This is a genomic window from Streptomyces sp. NRRL F-5727 (genome assembly GCF_000719555.1).
In the GTDB taxonomy this organism is placed as follows: Bacteria; Actinomycetota; Actinomycetes; order Streptomycetales; family Streptomycetaceae; genus Streptomyces.
Map to the genome: position 1 here is coordinate 71,097 of NZ_JOGX01000038.1, position 18,757 is coordinate 89,853.

General features: G+C 73.0%; 10 protein-coding genes. 8 read left to right on the plus strand and 2 right to left on the minus strand.

The window, feature by feature from the left end:
- Positions 1-28 precede the first annotated feature (28 nt).
- Together IF73_RS0124120 and IF73_RS0124125 are read right to left on the minus strand one after the other, a co-directional pair.
- A complete protein-coding gene (locus IF73_RS0124120) occupies positions 29-775 on the minus strand; it encodes an SDR family NAD(P)-dependent oxidoreductase (RefSeq protein ID WP_031011539.1) in 747 nt (248 codons plus the stop codon).
- Positions 772-1,539 carry a thioesterase II family protein gene (locus IF73_RS0124125; RefSeq protein ID WP_031011540.1) on the minus strand — a complete coding sequence of 256 codons (768 nt, stop codon included), beginning with the start codon at positions 1,537-1,539 and terminating at the stop codon, positions 772-774. Before IF73_RS0124125 ends, IF73_RS0124120 begins: the two co-directional genes overlap by 4 nt.
- Before the next feature lie 120 nt (positions 1,540-1,659).
- On the opposite strand from IF73_RS0124125, the gene IF73_RS0124130 reads away from it, so the two are divergent.
- From IF73_RS0124130 to IF73_RS0124165, 8 genes are read left to right on the plus strand one after another with little or no spacing between them, the layout of a single operon-like run.
- Positions 1,660-3,267 (plus strand): (2,3-dihydroxybenzoyl)adenylate synthase, encoded by a 1,608-nt coding sequence (locus IF73_RS0124130; RefSeq protein ID WP_031011541.1) that lies wholly within the window; start codon positions 1,660-1,662, stop codon positions 3,265-3,267.
- Positions 3,264-3,968: a tryptophan 2,3-dioxygenase family protein gene (locus IF73_RS0124135; protein ID WP_051717236.1), complete on the plus strand. Its 705-nt coding sequence runs from the start codon at positions 3,264-3,266 to the stop codon at positions 3,966-3,968. The genes IF73_RS0124130 and IF73_RS0124135 overlap by 4 nt, the downstream gene beginning before the upstream one ends.
- The gene (locus IF73_RS0124140) at positions 3,958-5,568 is read left to right on the plus strand and encodes a tryptophan halogenase family protein (RefSeq protein WP_078868218.1); all 1,611 of its coding nucleotides are present in this window, start codon (positions 3,958-3,960) and stop codon (positions 5,566-5,568) included. Before IF73_RS0124135 ends, IF73_RS0124140 begins: the two co-directional genes overlap by 11 nt.
- A gap of 12 nt (positions 5,569-5,580) precedes the next feature.
- Positions 5,581-10,050, plus strand: a complete 4,470-nt coding sequence (locus IF73_RS0124145) for a non-ribosomal peptide synthetase (protein ID WP_078868219.1) — start codon at positions 5,581-5,583, stop codon at positions 10,048-10,050.
- A complete protein-coding gene (locus IF73_RS0124150; RefSeq protein WP_051717240.1) occupies positions 10,047-14,084 on the plus strand; it encodes a non-ribosomal peptide synthetase in 4,038 nt (1,345 codons plus the stop codon). Before IF73_RS0124145 ends, IF73_RS0124150 begins: the two co-directional genes overlap by 4 nt.
- Positions 14,081-15,193, plus strand: coding sequence for a Gfo/Idh/MocA family oxidoreductase (locus IF73_RS0124155; RefSeq protein ID WP_031011550.1), 1,113 nt, complete (start codon positions 14,081-14,083; stop codon positions 15,191-15,193). Before IF73_RS0124150 ends, IF73_RS0124155 begins: the two co-directional genes overlap by 4 nt.
- Before the next feature lie 27 nt (positions 15,194-15,220).
- Positions 15,221-17,008: an ABC transporter ATP-binding protein gene (locus tag IF73_RS0124160; protein WP_031011552.1), complete on the plus strand. Its 1,788-nt coding sequence runs from the start codon at positions 15,221-15,223 to the stop codon at positions 17,006-17,008.
- Positions 17,005-18,720, plus strand: coding sequence for an ABC transporter ATP-binding protein (locus IF73_RS0124165; RefSeq protein WP_031011554.1), 1,716 nt, complete (start codon positions 17,005-17,007; stop codon positions 18,718-18,720). Before IF73_RS0124160 ends, IF73_RS0124165 begins: the two co-directional genes overlap by 4 nt.
- Positions 18,721-18,757: the final 37 nt, after the last annotated feature.

The window sequence follows — 18,757 nt, forward strand, 5'->3', positions numbered from 1 at the left end:
TGAGAGTGTTCTCGGCCGGTTGGCCGGGTCATGCCGTACGTCCGCCGTCGACGGGCATCAGGGCGCCGGTGACCCAGCCCGACACCTCCGGGTCGATCAGCAGGCAGACCCACCGGCCGACCTCCCGCTCCTCCCCGAACCGCCCCATCGGGGTCGACGCGATCAGCCCGGCCCGCAGCCGCTCGGCGCCGGCCTCGTCCAGGCCGGTCCCGTCCCACATCGGGGTCAGCACCGGTCCGGGCAGGACGGCGTTCACCCGCACGTCCGGCGCGAGCTCCACCGCCAGGGACCGGGTCAGGCTGTTGAGGGCCGCCTTGGTCGCGCCGTAGAAGGACCGCCCCGGCATGGCCAGGACGCCGCCGACGGACGAGACGTTGACGACGCTGCCCCGACGGTCCCGGAGCTGCGGCAGGGCGCAGCGGATCAGTGCGGCGGGCGCGCGGACGTTGACGGCGAACATCGCGTCGAACAGCGCGGGGTCGGCCGCGTCCAGGGTGTCGAACCGGGCCAGGCCGGCGTTGTTGACCACGGCGTCGATGCCGCCGAACCGCTCGGTCGCGGCGGCGACGATCCGTTCGGCGGCCCCGGGCGCGGCGACGTCCTGCGCCACGACGTGGACCGTGTCCCCGAACCGCTCGGCCAGCTCCCGCAGCGGTTCCTCGCGGCGGCCGACCACCGTGACGTCGGCGCCCTCCTTCAGCACGCATTCCGCGATGCCCCGGCCGATGCCCGTGGCCGCGCCGGTGACGATGACGGACTTTCCGGCGAGGGTCATGGCCGCGTCGCGCCTTCCAGGAGGACTCCGGTGATGTCGGCGAGCAGTTCCGAGGGCTCCAGGAGCACGCCGAAGTGCCCGCCGGGCCTGCCCCGCACGCTGGTCCGGCCGGTGGTGACCGCGGTCCAGGGCTCCACCCGCGCGGCGTCCACCAGCGGGTCCTCGGTGTTGTAGTGGCAGTGGACCGGGCAGCCCAGCGGCTCGGGACGCGTCGGCGGCCGGTAGGTCTCGGTGAGCGCGATGTACGCCCGCAGGGTCGGCAGCAGCAGCTCCCGCAGCTCCACGTCGTCCGCGATCGAGGGGTCGATCCCGCCGAAGTCCCGCAGGGTGGACCAGAGTTCCGCGTCGCCGGCGAGATGCATCCGGCCGCCGTACGCCTGCCCCGGCGCGAGCGAACCGGAGACGACCAGCCCGTGTGCGGGCCGTCCGTCCGCCTGGAGCAGCCTCGCGGTCTCGTACGCGGCCAGGCCGCCCAGGCTGTGCCCGTACAGGACGCAGCGGGCCGGCTCCCGCCGGGCGAGTTCGGCGGCCACGCACGCCGCGATGTCGGCGACGGAGTCCGCGGGCGCCTCGCGGATGCGGTCCGCCTGGCCCGGGTACTGCACGGCGAGCAGTTCGACGCCCGCCGGCAGCGCGGCGGACCAGTCGCGGTAGGCCGCCGCGGTACCACCGGAGTAGGGGAAGCACACCAGCCGGGCCGTCGGGCGCTCCGCGCCGCTGACGACCCGTACCCAGTTCCGTCCCTGTGCTCGCTCTCGGTTCACGACTCGAGGTTCGCCAAGCCGTCGGCCTCCCCGGCCAAAACTTTCAAAGCTCTGTTGGGGATTGATGCGGCTTAGGGAAGCCTGCCCGACCCTGAAGACGTCGCAACCGAGGAGGACGGAATGCTGGACGGGTTCGTGCCGTGGCCACCCGACTTTGCGGAGAGATACCGGCGAGCCGGTTACTGGACGGGTGTCCCCCTCCGGCAGCGGGTGGCCGACAGTGCTGAGCGCCACCCGAACAAGATCGCCGCCGTGGACGGCAGACGCCGGGTCACCTACACGGAGCTGCTCGACGAGGCCGACCGTATCGCGGCCGGCCTGACGGAACTCGGCGTCCGCAGGCACGACCGGGTCGTGCTGCACCTGCCGAACGTCATCGAGTTCCTTTCCACCATGATCGGGCTGTTCGGCATCGGGGCCATCCCCGTGATGGCCCTGCCCGGACACCGCCGGGACGAGATCCTCCACCTGGTCCGCGCCTCGGAGGCGGTGGCCTACGTCGGCCCGGACCGTCTGCAGGGCTTCGACTACCGGCAGCTGGCCCGCGAGGTGCGCGCCGACGCGCCGGGGCTGCGGCACATCGTGATCGCCGGAGAGGCGGAGGAGCACATCCCGCTGTCCCGGCTGCTCGCGAGCACGCCCCGGGACATGGAGCCGGTCGACGCCTCCGAGGTGGCGCTGCTGCTGCTGTCCGGCGGGACGACGGGGGCGCCGAAGCTGATCCCCCGGACCCACGACGACTACGCGTACAACATGCTCGCGTGCGCCGAGGTGACCGGCTTCGGCGAGGAGAGCGTCTACCTCGCCGCGAACCCCGTACCGCACAACGCGGCGCTCGGCTGCCCCGGCGTGCTGGGCGCGCTGCTCGTGGGCGGAAAGGCCGTGCTGGCCGCCAACCCCAGCCCCGGCCTGGTGTTCCCGCTCATCGCGAAGGAGGGCGTCACGCACACCGCGCTGGTGCCCGCCCTGGCGCTGCTCTGGGCGGAGCAGGCGCTCACCGACCCGGTCGACATGACCGGGATGACCATCCAGGTGGGCAGCTCGAAGTTCGGCCCCAACGCGGCGGAGCGGGTCAGCAAGAACCTCGGCTGCCGGATCATGAACGTGTTCGGCACCGCCGAGGGACTGATCACCCACACCCGGATCGGCGATCCGCAGGAGGTCGTCTTCGGCACCGAGGGCAGGCCGATCTGCCCCGACGACGAGATCAGGATCGTCGACGCCGACGACCGGGAGGTCGCCCCCGGCACGACCGGCGAACTGCTCACCCGGGGCCCGTACACGATCCGGGGCTACTTCGCCGGACCGGAGGCCAACCGCCGGGCGTTCACCACCGACGGGTTCTACCGCACCGGCGACCTGGCCCGCACGACCGACGACGGGAACATCGTCATCGAGGGCCGGCTGAAGGACATCATCCACCACCTCGGCGAGAAGGTCTCCGCCGAGGAGGTCGAGAGCCACGTGCTGACCCACCCGCTGGTCCGGGACGCCGCGGTCGTCGGCGTACCGGACGAGGAACGCGACGAGCGGCTCTGCGTGTTCGTCGTCCTCACCGCGGGCACCGACGCCGGCGCGCTCTCGCTGCGCGCGGTCAGGGAGCACATCCGCGACCGCGGGCTCGCGACCTACAAGCTGCCGGACGACCTGGTCGTCGTGCCCGACTTCCCCCGTACGCCCGTCGGGAAGATCGACAAGAAGCGTCTGCGCGAGGAGCGGACGCGATGAGCGACCAGGAGGAAGCCGGCCACTGTCCGGCGTACGGGGAACGACTGAGGCTCGACGAGCTGCTCGAGATCGCCCGGGTCCACGAGACCCCGGAGCGCGCCCTGTTCTTCGGCGCCCACCAGGCATGCGAGATCTGGTTCGCGGTCGTCCTGCGCCACCTGGAGGCCGCCCGCCGGGCGCTCACCGAAGGGCGCGGCGCGGAGGCATGCGTCCATCTCGACCGGCTGCCCCGGATCATGGAGGCGGTCGCGCAGCACTTCGACGCCCTGCACGCGCTGACGCCGGACGAGTTCGACGTCGTCCGGGCGACGCTCGGGACGTCCAGCGGCTTCCAGTCCGTCCAGTTCCGCGAGATCGAGTTCCTGTGCGGGGCCCGGGACCGGCGGATGCTGAACATCGCCGGACTGACCGACCGCGACCGGGCCCGGCTGCTCGCCCGGCTCGACGAGCAGTCGCTGGACGCCGCGTTCGTCGAGTACCGCGACCGGGCCGGCGAGGACGTCAAGCGGGTCCAGGACGCGATGGTCGCCTTCGACGCCTCGATGCGCTCCAGCCGGGGGCGGCACGCCGCCCTCGCACAGGCGCTGCTCGGCGGAGTGGCCGGCACGGCGGGCTCGTCGGGCGCCGCATATCTGTGGCGCTCGATGGAACGCACCCTTTTTCCGCAACTCACACAAGGAGTACGCAGTGATGACTGTTGACGGTGCGGGCAAGCAGCGGGCGAACGACCCGGGCAAGACGAAGCGGGTCGTGGTCGTCGGCGGCGGCACGGCGGGCTGGATGACGGCGTCCTACCTGGCGGCCGCGTTCGGCGACCGGATCGACGTGACCGTCGTGGAGTCGGCCCGGGTCGGCACCATCGGCGTCGGCGAGGCCACGTTCAGCGACATCCGGCACTTCTTCGAGTTCCTCAAGCTGTCCGAGTCGGACTGGATGCCGGCCTGCAACGCCACCTACAAGCTCGCGGTGCGGTTCGAGAACTGGCGTGAGCCCGGGCACCACTTCTACCACCCGTTCGAGCAGCTCGGCTCGGTCGACGGCTTCCCGCTCAGCGACTGGTGGCTGCGCAACCCGACCACGAGCCGGTTCGACAAGGACTGTTTCGTCATGGCGTCGCTGTGCGACGCCGAGCGCTCGCCCCGCTACCTCGACGGCAAGCTGATCGACCAGGGCTTCGTCGAGCAGCAGCGCGACGAGACCACGGCCCGGTCGACGATCGTCGAGTACCAGGGGACGCAGTTCCCGTACGCGTACCACTTCGAGGCGGCCCTGCTGGCCAAGTTCCTGACGACCTACTCCACCCAGCGCGGCGTCCGCCACATCGTCGACGACGTCACGGACGTCGTGCTCGACGAGGACGGCTACATCGGCCACGTCCAGACGGCCGAGCACGGCCGGCTGGAGGGCGACCTGTTCGTGGACTGCACGGGATTCCGCGCGCTCCTGCTGAACAAGGCGCTCGACGAGCCCTTCGTCTCGTACCAGGACACGCTGCCCAACGACAGCGCGGTCGCCCTCCAGGTGCCGCTGGACATGGACCGCGAGCCGCTCCGGCCCTGCACCACCGCGACCGCCCAGGAGGCGGGCTGGATCTGGACCATCCCGCTGATCAGCCGCATCGGCACCGGCTACGTCTACGCCGGCGACTACACCACGCCGGAGGAGGCGGAGCGCACGCTGCGCGAGTTCGTCGGCCCCGCCGCCGCGGACGTCGAGGCGAACCACATCAAGATGCGCATCGGCCGCAGCCGCCGCTCCTGGGTGAAGAACTGCGTCGGCATCGGTCTGTCGAGCGGCTTCGTCGAGCCGCTGGAGTCGACCGGCATCTTCTTCATCCACCACGCCATCGAGCAGATCGTGAAGTACTTCCCCTCCGGCCGTGAGGACCACCGCCTGCGCGACCTCTACAACGAGTCGATCGCGCACGTGCAGGACGGTGTCCGCGAGTTCCTGGTGCTGCACTACGTGGGTGCCAAGCGCGCCGACAACCAGTACTGGAAGGACACCAAGACGCGGAAGATCCCCGACACGCTGGCCGAGCGCATCGAGAACTGGAAGTACAAGGTGCCGGACGCGCAGACCGTCTTCCCGCACTACCACGGGCTGCCGCCGTACTCGTACAACTGCATCCTGCTGGGCACCGGCGGCATCGAGGTCCGGCACTCGCCGGCGCTCGACATGGCCGACGACCGCGCGGCGATCGCCGAGTTCGAGCGCATCCGGCTGAAGGCGGAGAAGCTCGTCGCGGAACTGCCCACCCAGAACGAGTACTTCGCCGCCATGCGCGCCGGCGCGATCTGAGGAACCGAGGACATGGACCTTAAAGCTCTGCGCGAAGTGGTATCCGGTGTGCTCGGCATCGAGCTGACCGAGGCGGACGACGACTGCAACCTCTTTGAGCTCGGCCTGCAGTCCATGGACCTGATCCGGCTGGTGAGCCGGCTCAACCGGGAGGGCCTCGACGTCTCGTTCGCCGAGCTGGCCGAGGCCCCCCGGTTGTCGGCCTGGCCCGGGATGCTGACCCCCCTGGAGGGCGGCGCACCGGCGCCGGAGGCCGTCGAGAAGCACGACGACGAGGCCGATCGGAGCTTCCCGCTGACCGCGGTGCAGCAGGCGTATCTGATCGGCCGTGCCGAGGGCCAGCCCCTCGGCGGCGTCGGCTGTCACAACTACATGGAGTTCGACGCGGTCGCGCCGATCGAGCCGGACCGTCTGGAGCGGGCCGTGCGGGCGCTGCTCGCACGGCACCCGATGCTCCGGGCGAGCTTCGCCGACGACGCGACCCAGCGGGTCCTGCCCCGGTCGCCGTGGCCCGGCCTGACCGTCCACGACCTGCGCGACCGGCCGGCCGCCGAGGCGGAGGCGGCGGCGCTGGAGCTGCGCGAGCGGCTGTCGCACCGGGTGCTGGAGGTCGGCCGCGGCGAGGTCGTCGACGTCCAGCTGAGCCGGCTGCCCGGCGGGGTCGACCGGCTCCACTTCAACGTCGACCTCCTCGTCGCCGACCTGGCCAGCTTCCGGCTGCTGCTCACCGAGCTGACCGCGCTGTACGAGGACCCGGACAGCCTCGGCGAGGTCGGCTACACCTTCGGCCGGTACCTCGCGGACCAGGCCGCGGTCCGCCGGGCCGAGAGCGAGCGGGCCCGCCCGTACTGGCAGCGGCGGGTGCCGTCGCTGCCGGGCGGCCCGAAGCTGCCCCTGGCGACCGACCCCCTGGCCGTCGCCGCCCCGCGCTTCGTCCGCCGGTACTTCGACCTCACGGCGGACGAGTGGACCGCCCTGGAGCGGCGGGGCAACCAGGCCGGCCTGACCCCGTCGGTCGTCCTGGCCACCGCGTACTCGCTGATCCTCAGCCGGTGGTCCGGCGACGAGCACTTCCTGCTCGGCCTGCCGCTGTTCGACCGCGATCTCGGCGCGCACCCCGAGATCGAGCGCGTCGTGGGCGACTTCACGGGTCTGGTGCTGCTGGAGGTGGACCTCTCCGGGGACGGTTTCCAGGAGTGCGCCCGCGCCGTGCAGAAGCAGGTGCACGAGGACATCGGGCACGCCGCCTACAGCGGCGTCGACGTCCTGCGCGACCTCGCCCGCTCCGACCCGGACGCGCCCCGCACCGCGCCCGTGGTGTTCTCCCTGGACCTGTCGGCGCCGCTGATCCCGGAGGTGTTCGCCGAGCGGTTCGGCGACGCGAGCTGGATGATCTCCCAGACGCCGCAGGTCTGGCTCGACCACCAGATCTACCGCACCGGGGACGGCAGTGTGCGGATGGTCTGGGACGCCGTCGAGGAGCTGTTCCCCGACGACCTCCTCGACTCGATGATGGCGGCCTACGAGGCGCTGGTCCGCGAGCTGATCGACGGGGAGTGGGAGACCACGCCCCCGAGGACGCCGCTGCCCGCCGCGCAGCGGGCCACCCGGGAGGCGGTCAACGCGTCCACCCGGACCATGACCGACAACCTCCTGCACACGGCGTTCTTCGAGCGGGCCGCCGACCGCGCCGGGCGGCCGGCCCTGCTCTGGGGCGACGACGCCTCGACGACGCACGAGGAGCTGGCCCGGGACGCGCTCGGCGTCTCCGCCGCGCTCGCCGGGCGCGGCATCGGCCGCGGATCGTACGTCGCCGTGGTCGCCCCGAAGGGACCGCGGCAGATCGCGGCGGTGCTCGGCGTGCTCGCCGCGGGCGCGGCGTACGTCCCGATCGGCGTCGACCAGCCCGCGGAGCGGCGCGCCCGCATCCTGAAGCTGAGCGGCGCGGAGGTCGTCCTCGACGGCAGCGGGGCCCTGGGGGAGACCGAGGCGGGTGTCGAGGTGCTCCCGATCGAGACGGCGCTCCGCACGCCGCCGCTGGACGCACCGGTGCCGGCCGAGCCCGGCGACCCCGCGTACGTGATCTTCACCTCGGGCTCCACCGGCCTGCCCAAGGGCGTCGAGGTCAGCCACCGCGCCGCGGTCAACACCGTCGAGGACCTCAACGAGCGGTTCGGCATCGGGGCGGACGACCGGGTGCTCGCGGTCTCCGCGCTGGACTTCGACCTCTCGGTGTGGGACGTCTTCGGCTTCCTCGCGGTGGGCGGGGCCGCCGTCCTGGTCCCGGAGTCCGGCCGGCGCGACGCCGTCGAGTGGCTGACGCTGTGCCGACGGCACGCGGTGACCGTCTGGAACACCGTCCCGGCGCTGCTGGAGATGGCGCTGACCGCGGCGGACGGCGCGCCGCTCCCCGGCTCGCTGCGCCTGGCCCTGCTGTCCGGCGACTGGATCGGGCTCGACCTGCCCGAGCGGCTGGCGCGGGCCACGGACGGCCGCTGCCGGTTCATCTCGCTCGGCGGCGCGACCGAGGCCGCGATCTGGTCGAACATGTACGAGGTCACCGAGGTCCCGGCGGGCTGGCGCTCGATCCCGTACGGCACACCGCTGCGGAACCAGAAGTTCCGGGTGGTGGACAAGCGGGGCCGGGACTGTCCCGACTGGGTGCCCGGCGAGCTCTGGATCGGCGGCGCGGGGGTCGCGCTCGGCTACCGGGGCGACCCCGAACTGACGGCGGCCCGCTTCCCCGAGTACGAAGGCGAGCGCTGGTACCGCACCGGCGACCTCGGCCGCTACTGGCCCGACGGCACCCTGGAGTTCCTCGGCCGCCTCGACCACCAGGTGAAGATCAACGGCTTCCGGGTCGAACTGGGGGAGATCGAATCCTGTCTCCAGGGGCACCCCGAGGTCGCCCAGGCCGTGGTCCTCCCGGCCACCGAAGGGCGCAGGGAACTCGTCGCCGCCGTGGTCGAGCGCTCGTCCGCACCGGAGCGGGTCCACCCGGAACCCGACCGCACCCGGAGCCCCTTCCTGCCGCCCGCGGCCACCGGCGAGACCGATCCGCACCAGCTCGAACACCGCCTGGTGGAGGCGCTGTTGGCGGAGGTCGTCGCACCGCTGACCGGATCCGACGGCGCCCACCCGCTGGTCTGCGCCGAACAGCGCCCGGTCCTGGACATCTGGTGCGCGTACCTCACCGAGCGCGACGTGCTCGTCCGCGCCGCCGACGGTACGCACCGGCACGGCGCCCGCTGGGACGAGGTCACGAGCCCGGAGCGGATCGCCGCGGCCCGCGAGGCCGCCGACGGCACCCCCTTCGAGACCGTCGCCGCCGCGCTGCGCTGGGCCGGACCGCTCCTGTCGGCCATCCTCTCCGGCGACGCCGACGCCACCGCGCTGCTGGACGACCCGGTACTGGCCCCGGAGGCGCTCGGCGACCTGATGCCGGCGACGGCCGACTGCCTCCGGGCCGTCGCCGAGGACCTGCGGGCACGCGGCGGCGACTCCGCGACCCCGCGCGTCGCCGAGTGGGACGTGGCCGGGGGCCGCGGCACCGCGCGGCTGCTCGCCGCACTCGGCTCCGCCCCGGTCGACTACACGCTCCTCGGCTCCTCGAAGCCCGCGCTGGCCAGGACCCGGACGCTGCTGGAGGAGCAGGGGCACGCCACCCGCACCGCATGGCAGAGCCCCGACGCCGTCGCCGCCCAGCACCTCCACGCCTACGACGCCGTCGTCGCCAACAACGTCCTGCACCGCATGCCGGACCCGGACCTGGCCGTGGCCACCCTGGCCCTGCTGCTCGCCCCGGGCGGCCGCCTCCACATCCTGGAGCGCGCCCACCCGACCCCGCTCGCGCTCGTCACCGCCCTGCCGCTGGAGGCACGGGCGGGGAGGTTCGCGGCGGGCCGCCCCGAGACCCCCTGGCTCCACGGTGCCGAGCGGTGGCGGCACGCCTGCGCCGCGGCCGGCCTGACCGACGTGCGGGTCCTGCGCACCGAGCCCGGCGGCGAGCTCCTGCTCGCCGCGGACCGGCCCGCGACCGCCCACGGGATCGTCCCCGCCGGCCTGCGCGGGTGGGTGGCCGAGCGGCTGCCCGAGCACATGGTCCCGGACCACTTCGCCGTCCTGCCCGCGCTGCCGCTCAGCGCCAACGGAAAGATCGACCGGCGGCGGGTGGGGACCGTCCTCGAACAGTTCGTCGACCGGCCGCGCGACGTGGACGACCCGCCGCGGGGCGACACCGAGACCTTCGTCGCCGACCGCTGGACGAAGCTGGTCGGACTGGAGTCGGTGGGCCGCAACGAGAACTTCTTCAGGCTCGGCGGCGACAGCCTGATCGCGACCCGCTTCGTCGCCGAGGTGCGCGGAGCCTGGGGCGTCGAACTGCCCATGCGCGACGTCATCCGCACACCGACCGTCGCGGGAATCAGCGCACTGATCGACCGGCTCCGTGCCGCCGACGCATACGAAGAGGGTGCGGTGTGAACGCCAACGACCTGCTCAAGGAGTTCTCCGACGCCGGGATCCAGCTGTGGCGCGAGGGCGAGAACCTGCGCTTCCGCGCCCCCCGCGGCGTCATGGACGACCGGCGTCTGGGAGAGCTGCGCCGCCACAAGGCGGAACTGCTGACCCTCGTGGCGGACACCGCGGCGAGCCGCGCGGAGGACCCGGTCTGGCAGGACCGGCCCGACGAGCGGGACCGGCCCTTCCCCCTGACCGACATTCAGTCCGCCTACCTCTTCGGCCGCAACCCGGCCTTCGGTTACGGCGGCGTCTCCTGCCACCTCTACCAGGAGCTGGACTATCCGGCCGGCCTGGACCCGGTCCGGCTGCAGAACGCCTGGGACGGCATGGTGCGCCGCCACGACGCCCTGCGGACGATCATCCACGAGGACGGCACGCAGCGCGTCCTGCCCGAGGCGAAGGACACCCGCATCGCGGTCGCCGACCTGCGCGACGCCTCCGACGAGGAGGTCGCCGAGGCGTTCGCCGGGGTGCGCGACGAGCTGTCGCACGCCGTGCACCCCGCCGGCGAACGCCCCATGTACGAGCTGCGCCTGACCCTGGTCGCCGACCGGAGCGTCCTGCACATGTCGGTGGACTTCATGGCGCTGGACTGGCTCAGCATCCAGCAGGTGCTCACCGAGCTGGACCTCCGCTACCAGCGGCCGGACTGCGCCCTGCCCGAGATCGACGCCACCTACCGGGACTACGTGTCCGCCGAGCACCGGCTGCGCGAGACCGAGCAGTACGCGCGCGACCGCGCGTACTGGTGGAACCGCGTCGACGAACTGCCCGGACCGCCCGTCCTGCCGCTGCGCGACGACCACGATCCGGCGACGGCGGCACCGCGCTTCCGCCGGCTGACGACGACGCTCGACGACCGGGTGTGGCAGGCGCTCAAGACCCGCGCCGCCGAGCAGGGCAGCACTCCGGCCAACGCGGTGCTCGCGGCGTACGTGGAGACGATCGGCCGCTGGAGCGCCACTCCGCGCTTCTGCGTCGGACTGCCCGTGCTGAACCGGCTGCCGCTGCACCCCAGCGTGGACCGGCTGCTGGGCGACTTCACCTCGCTGAGCCTGCTGGCGGTCGACCACGAGGAGAGGACGAGCTTCGCGGAGCGCGCCCGCGCCCTGGGCGAGCGGCTCTTCGACGACCTCGACCACCGGCTGTTCAGCGGGGTCGAGGTGCTGCGCGAGATCGCCCGGCGCCGGGGGCGCGAGGAGGCCATGCTGCCCGTGGTGTTCACCGGCAGCATCGGGGTCGGCGGCGGCGCGGTGTCGGCCGCGGGCCGGAAGCCGCGGCCGTCGTACGGCATCAGCCAGACACCGCAGGTGTGGATCGACTGTCAGGTGGGCGACCAGTTCGGCGGCCTGGACGTGAACTGGGACGTCCGCGAGGGGACCTTCCCCGACGGCCTGGTGGACGACATGTTCGCCGCGTTCGAGGCGTTGCTGCACCGGCTGGCCGAGGGGGCCGAGCCCTGGACCGCGGTGGACCCCCAGCCGCTGCCGGAGCACCAGCGCACCCGGCGCGCCGAGGTGAACGCGACCGCCGCGCCGGTGCCCGAGGGCCTGCTGCACGATCCGCTCGTCGCCCGTGCGCGCGCGTTCCCCGACCGGGTCGCGGTGATCGACACCGAGGGGACGCTGACGTACGCGCAGTGGCTGGGCGGGGCCGCCGCGGTGGCGGCGCGGCTCCGGGCCGAGGGGTGCCGCCCCGGCGACTTCGTCGGCATCCTCGTCGACAAGTGCCGGGACCAGGCCGTCGCGGTGCTCGGAGTGCTGCTCGCCGGCGGCGTGTACGTCCCGGTCGACCCGGGCCAGCCCAGGATCCGGCGCGACCGCATCCTCACCGACAGCGGCGCCGGGTTCGCCGTCGTCGCCGACGCCGCGGCCGGTGAACTCCCCGACGGCGTGCGGGCGGTGACCGTGGCCGGGCTGCCGCCCGTCCCGCTCGCCGAGATCCCCGAGGGCCCCCGCGTCGCGCCCGACGACCTCGCCTACGTCATGCACACCTCGGGTTCGACCGGGGTGCCCAAGGGCGTGATGATCAGCCACCGCGCCGCCCTCAACACGGTGCTCGACCTCAACGACCGCTTCGGCGTCGGCGACGCCGACCGCGTCCTGGGGCTGGCGGCGCTCAGCTTCGACCTGTCCGTCTACGACCTGTTCGGCCCGCCGGCCGCCGGCGCGGCCCTCGTCCTGCCGGACCCCGCGCGCCGCGGCGACCCCTCGCACTGGGCCGAGGTCGTGGCCGAGCACGGCGTGACGCTGTGGAACTCGGTGCCCGCGCAGCTCCAGATGCTGCTGTACTACCTCGACGCCGAACCCGCCGGCCCGCAGAGCCTCCGGCTGGCGCTGCTGTCGGGCGACTGGATCCCGCTGACCCTGCCCGGCCACGCCGGACGGCACCTGCCCGGCACCGAACTGATCAGCCTGGGCGGGGCGACGGAGGCGGCGATCTGGTCGATCCACCACCCCATCACGACCGTCGAACCCGACTGGCGCAGCATCCCGTACGGCGTCCCCCTGGCGAACCAGCGCTTCCACGTGCTCGACACCGCGCTGCGCGACCGCCCCGACCTGGTCGCCGGCGAGCTGTACATCGCGGGCACCGGCCTGGCGACCGGCTATCTGAACGACCCCGACCGGACGGCGGAGCGCTTCATCCACCACCCGGAGACGAAGGAACGGCTCTACCGCACCGGCGACCTCGGCCGCTACCTGCCGTCCGGGGAGATCGAGTTCCTCGGCCGCGCGGACCAGCAGGTCAAGATCCGCGGACACCGGATCGAACTGGGCGAGATCGAGGCCGTGCTCGGCGAGCACCCGATGGTGGGCACGTCGGTGGTCCTGGCCGCGGGCGACAGCGCCTTCGAACGGGCCCTGGTCGCCTTCGTGATCCCCCGGCGGGAGTCCGGATCCGTCGAGGCGGCGGAGCTCATCGGATGGGTGGCCGACCGGCTGCCGGCGCACATGGTCCCCGCGCGCGTGCGCCTCGTGGAGGCGCTGCCGCTGACCCCGAACGGCAAGGTCGACCGGAAGCGGCTGCTCGCCTCCGCCCCGGCACCCGCCGCGCCGCGCGACGAGCCCTCCGAGCCGCCGCACCCGGGCGTCGAGCGACGGATCGCCGACCTGTGGGCCGAGACCCTCGGGGCCGAGCCGCCGAGCCGCGACGCGGGCTTCTTCGACGCGGGAGGCGACTCGCTGCTGGCGGCCCGCTTCGTCGGGCGGGTCCGCGAAGTCGTGCCCGAGGCGGCGCACCTCACCTTCGACACCCTGCTCCGCGCCCTGCTGGACGCCCCCACGGTCGCCGGCCTGGCCCGGTCGCTGGGCTCCGGCGCCGAAGCGGCTCCGGCCGCCGGGGCGGCGCCGGCGGCCCGCACCTCGTCGCTGGTCCCGCTCGCCGGAACCGGGGCGGGACCGGTGCGGCTGCTGGTGCACGACGGATCGGGAACCCTGACGGCGTACGGCGCGCTCATCGCCGAACTCGGCACGGATGCACCGCTGTTCGGGATCGCGCTGCCCGACGGCGAGGGTGGCCTCGACCTCGCCGCACCGGACCTCGTCCAGGAACTGGCCGGCGGATACGCCCGTGAGGTGCGGGCCGCCGGGTTCGACGGCGTGGAGATCATCGGCCACGGCCTCGGCGGCCCGATCGCCCTGGAGCTGGCCCGTGCCCTGAGCGAGGCCGACGGGACGGTACGGCGGCTGACCCTGGTGTCCGGCCACCGCGTTCCCGCAGGCGCGGACCCGGCGGTCCTCACGCGGATCCACGACGCGGTGGCGCAGTACGACCCGCTGCCGTACGCGGGGGACATCACCTTCCTGCGTCCCGTCGAGCCCGCGCCGGGCGTCCCCGGACCCACGGACGACACGAGCGCGTTCTGGCGCGAGACGTGCCTGGGGGACGTGACGGTGGTCGACGTACCGGGCGATCACTTCAGCTGCCTGCGGACGCCCCATGTGACCCGCCTGGCGGACGCACTCGCCGCGCGGCCCGCGGAGCGCCGATGACCCGCCCGATGCGTGTCGTCGTCTGCGGCACCCGTTTCGGCCAGGTGTACGCCGCGGCCCTCACCCGCGCGCCCGAGCGCTTCCGGCTCGTCGGCGTCCTGGCCCGCGGCAGCGCCCGCTCCGCGGCGCTCGCCGAGGAGTACGGCGTCCCGCTGTACGACGCGGTCGAGCGGCTGCCCGACGACGTCGACGCGGCCTGTGTCGTGGTGTCGACCGCGGTCGGCGGCGGGCGCGGCGCGGAGCTGGCCAAGGCCCTGCTCGAACGCGGCATCCACGTGCTCCAGGAGCATCCGGTCCACCCGGACGAGCTGGCGGACTGCCTGCGGGTGGCGCGCAGGTCGGGGACCCAGTACCTGCTGAACACCTTCTACCCGCACCTCGAACCGGTCCGGCGGTTCACCTCGGCCGCCCGCGAACTGGTCCGGCTGCGCAAGCCGGTGTTCGTCGACGCCCTCTGCGCGGTGCAGGTCTCCTTCGACCTGCTCGACATCCTCGCGGGGATCTTCGACGGGCTGCGGCCCTGGTCGATCACCGGGGTCGGCGCCCGCGCCGGCCGTCCGCTGGTCGGGGTCGACGCCCAGATCGCGGGCGTTCCGCTGACGCTGCGGGTGGAGAACCGGATGCAGGCGGGTGACGACAGCACCAGCCTGTTCCTGCACCGGATCACCATCGGCACCGACGCCGGCAACCTGATGCTGGCCAACACCCACGGCCCGGTGATCTGGAGCCCGGTGCTGCGCCTGCCGGCGAACCCGGAGGGGCGGTTCTTCCCCGGCCGGTCGGGCTCCGCGCCGGGGTGGTCGGACGACTCCGGCCCCACCGGCGCCCACGTGGGCCCCGCCGGGACGCCCACCTGGGAGGAGGCGGTCCACGACGTCTGGGGCGACGGGGTGCTGACCGTCCTGGAGGAGCTGCGCGAGCGCGTCGAGGCGGGCGCGGACCCGCTGCACGGCCAGCAGCGCCATCTGACCGTCGCCCGCGCCTGGAAGGAGCTGACCGAGGCCCTGGGCTATCCCGAGGCCGCCGAGCCCGAATCCGGGAAGCCGCTGACCGTCGACGATCTCTGGCCGGAATCCCTATCCCCTCGGTCCCAGAGCCGAGTACAGTGATATTCGTACGCGTACGATGGGAGAGTGATGAGCGCGATCGACGCTTTAGGAGCGGGGGAGCGGTCCACGCCGACGTCGGACTCCGACTCCGCGGGGCAGGGCCTGTCCAGGCTGCTACGTCCTCATGTCCGTAAGTTCGCGGTTGTCGCGATCCTGCAGGTGATCGGCGCTCTCGCGGGACTCGCGCCGCTGCTGGCGGTCGTCGAGCTGGGCCGCACCCTGCTGGCGCCGGGCCCGATCGACGAGGGACACGTCTGGACGGCCGTGATCCTCGGTGCGGTCGGCCTGTTCGTACGGCTGCTGTTCACCGCCGCGTCCTCGGGACTCGGGCACGTGCTGGACAGCCAGGCGCAGCTGACGTTCCGGCGGGCGCTCGCCGACCGGCTCGGCCGTGTGCCGATCGGCTGGTTCTCCCGCCGCAAGACGGGCGAGCTGGCCAAGGTGGTGGGCGAGGACGTGAGCGCCGTGCACCCGCTCATCGCCCACGCGCCCGGCGAGCTCGTCTCCGCCTTCGTGGTGCCGCTGGTGTCGCTGGTCTACCTGTTCACCATCAACTGGAAGCTCACGCTGATCACGCTGATCCCGGTGGTGATGGCCATCCTCCTGGTCCCGCTGCTGATGCTGCCCGCCAGGACGCGTGAGCAGGAGGAGTTCGACGCGGCCATGGGGCGGATCGCCAGCTCCGTCGTCGAGTTCGTGCAGGGCATCGCGGTCGTGAAGGCGTTCGGCGGCTCCGAGCGCGCCCACGGGAAGTTCCTCACCGCCGTGGACGACTTCGTCGGCACGTTCTTCCGGTGGGTGCGCGGCATGTCCCTGGTCGCCGCCGGCATGCAGCTCGCGCTGTCCCCGCCGTTCGTGCTGCTCGTCGTCCTGATCGGCGGCACGTCGATGATCACGTCCGGCAGTCTGGCCCCGGCCGACCTGCTGCCCTTCCTGCTGCTGGGCCTGGGCCTGACCGCCCCGGTGGCGGCCCTGGGCCACGGCTTCGACGACATGCAGGCCGCCGGCCGCGCCGTCGGCCGGATCAAGGAGGTCCTCGAGGTCCCGTCGCTTCCGGAGCCCGCGCATCCGGTCGCGCCCCAGGGGCACCGGGTGGAGCTGCGCGACGTCCACTTCGGCTACGAAGAGGACCGCGAGGTGCTGAGCGGGGTGGACCTGGTGCTGGAGCCGGGGACCTTCACCGCGCTCGTCGGGCCGTCGGGAAGCGGCAAGTCGACCCTGGTCCAGCTGCTGCCGCGGTTCTTCGACCCGAGCCAGGGCTCGGTCACCATCGGCGGCGTCGACCTGCGCGAGATCGGCAGCCGGCAGCTCTACCGCACGGTCTCCTTCGTCTTCCAGGACGTCCGCCTGCTGCGCGCCTCGGTCGCGGACAACATCGCGCTCGCGGTGCCGCACGCCGAGCGCGACGACGTGGTGCGCGCCGCCAAGCTGGCCCACATCCACGACCGGATCCTCGAACTGCCCCACGGCTACGAGACGGTGATCGGCGAGGACGTCAAGCTCTCGGGCGGCGAGGCCCAGCGGATCTCCCTCGCCCGCGCGCTGCTGGCCGACACACCCGTCCTGGTGCTCGACGAGGCGACCGCCTTCGCCGACCCGCAGACCGAGCAGGCGATCCGCCAGGCCCTGGCGAGCCTGGGCGGCGAGCGGACGATCCTGGTGATCGCCCATCGTCCGGAGACGGTCGCCGACGCCGACACCGTCGTGATGCTGGAGAACGGGTCGATCGTCGAGCGTGGCCGCCCCGCCGAACTGCTGGCGCAGCAAGGAAAGTTCGCCGAGTTCTGGCGATCCCAAGGAGGACAGCTCCGATGATTCGAACGCTGCTGCGCGTGCTCGGACCCGAGTACGCCCAGGCGATGCGCCGCACCGTGGTCCTGATGACGATCACCGCGATGGTCGAGGGGCTCTCCTACGCGCTGCTCGTCCCGGTGCTGCGGGAACTGTTCGGCAGCACGCCGGACGACGCCGTGCCGTGGCTGACCGCGTTCGGGGCCGCGGTCGCGGTCTACGCCGTGCTGCGCTACTTCAGCGACCTCTCCGGCATGCGCGTCGGCACCAAGATGCTGCACGGCATGTACTACCGGCTGGGCGAGCACCTGGCCCGGCTGCCGATCGGCTGGTACAACGCCGGCCGGGTCGGCGAGGTCTCCGTCATGGCCAGCCGCGGCCTGCTCCAGGCGATGGGCGTCTCCGCCCACCTGCTGGCCCCGTTCATCTCCGCCCTGGTGACCCCGCTGACGATCGTCGCCGTGATGATCGCCTTCAACTGGCAGCTGGGCGTGGCCGCGCTGATCGCCGCACCCGTCGTGGCGGCGATCCAGAAGTGGACCGCGCGCTCGATGGCCAGCACCGACGCGGACCGTCACGAACGGGACAAGGAGGCGTCGGACCGCGTCATCGAGTTCCTCCAGGCCCAGCCGGTGCTGCGCGCCGGCGGCCGCACCGGAGAGCGGTTCGAGCTCCTCGACGACGCGCTCCAGGAGGTCCAGCGCTCCTCCCGGCGCACCGTGCTGGCGATGCTGCCCGGCGCGGTGGGCCTGACGGTCGCGGTGCAGGTGGCCTTCACCGCCGTGCTGGCGCTGGGCACGTCCCTCGCGCTCGGCGGGAGCATCGGGGCGGCCGAGGTCCTGACCATCCTGGTCCTCGCGGCCCGCTGCGCCGATCCGCTGCTGTCGCTGTCGGACATCGGCGCGGGGCTCCGCGGCGCCCAGTCCGAGCTGGAGCGGCTCGACAAGGTCCTGAGCACCGCGCCGCTGCCGGAGCCCCGCGAGCCCGTCCGGCCGGTCGACCACGACCTGGCCTTCGAGTCCGTGACCTTCCGGCACGGCGACCGCACGGTGTTCGACAACGTGTCCTTCTCCGTGCCCCAGGGGCAGCGGCTCGCCGTGGTCGGTCTGTCGGGTGCGGGCAAGAGCACCCTGCTCCAGCTGCTCGCCCGGTTCTACGACGTGGACTCCGGCGCGGTTCGCGTGGGCGGCGTGGACGTGCGCGAGATCGACACCAAGGTGCTGATGGAGCAGATCGCCATCGTCTTCCAGGACGTCTATCTCTTCGACGGCACCATCGAGGAGAACGTGCGCCTCGGCCGTCCGGACGCCGACGAGGCCGAGGTCCGCGCGGCGGCGACGGCGGCCCGGCTCGACGAGGTCATCGAGCGGCTGCCCGGCGGATGGGAGGCGAAGGTCGGCGAGGGCGGCGCGCTGCTCTCGGGCGGTGAGCGCCAGCGCGTCTCGATCGCCCGTGCGTTGCTGAAGAACGTGCCGATCGTCCTGCTGGACGAGGTGACGTCCGCCCTCGACCCGGTCAACGAGACCGCCGTCCACGAGGGCATCGACCGCCTGATGGCCGGGCGGACCGTGGTGATGGTCGCCCACCGGATGCGGACCGTGCAGCGCGCCGACCGCGTCCTCTTCCTGGAGGGCGGCCACATCGTGGAGGAGGGCAGCCACGACGAGCTGCTCGCCCGGAGCGGCCGCTACGCCGACTTCTGGAACATTTCCATGACGCCGGCGGTGAGTGAATAAAGAGGCGATGCCCGAGCCCGCCTCCCTCGCTTTCCGG

Coding starts and splice junctions, on each gene's coding strand:
- IF73_RS0124120 (WP_031011539.1), bottom strand. CDS start 775: ATGACCCTCGCCGGAAAGTCCGTCATCGTCACCGGCGCGGCCACGGGC.
- IF73_RS0124130 (WP_031011541.1), top strand. CDS start 1,660: ATGCTGGACGGGTTCGTGCCGTGGCCACCCGACTTTGCGGAGAGATAC.
- IF73_RS0124135 (WP_051717236.1), top strand. CDS start 3,264: ATGAGCGACCAGGAGGAAGCCGGCCACTGTCCGGCGTACGGGGAACGA.
- IF73_RS0124140 (WP_078868218.1), top strand. CDS start 3,958: ATGACTGTTGACGGTGCGGGCAAGCAGCGGGCGAACGACCCGGGCAAG.
- IF73_RS0124145 (WP_078868219.1), top strand. CDS start 5,581: ATGGACCTTAAAGCTCTGCGCGAAGTGGTATCCGGTGTGCTCGGCATC.
- IF73_RS0124155 (WP_031011550.1), top strand. CDS start 14,081: ATGACCCGCCCGATGCGTGTCGTCGTCTGCGGCACCCGTTTCGGCCAG.
- IF73_RS0124160 (WP_031011552.1), top strand. CDS start 15,221: ATGAGCGCGATCGACGCTTTAGGAGCGGGGGAGCGGTCCACGCCGACG.
- IF73_RS0124165 (WP_031011554.1), top strand. CDS start 17,005: ATGATTCGAACGCTGCTGCGCGTGCTCGGACCCGAGTACGCCCAGGCG.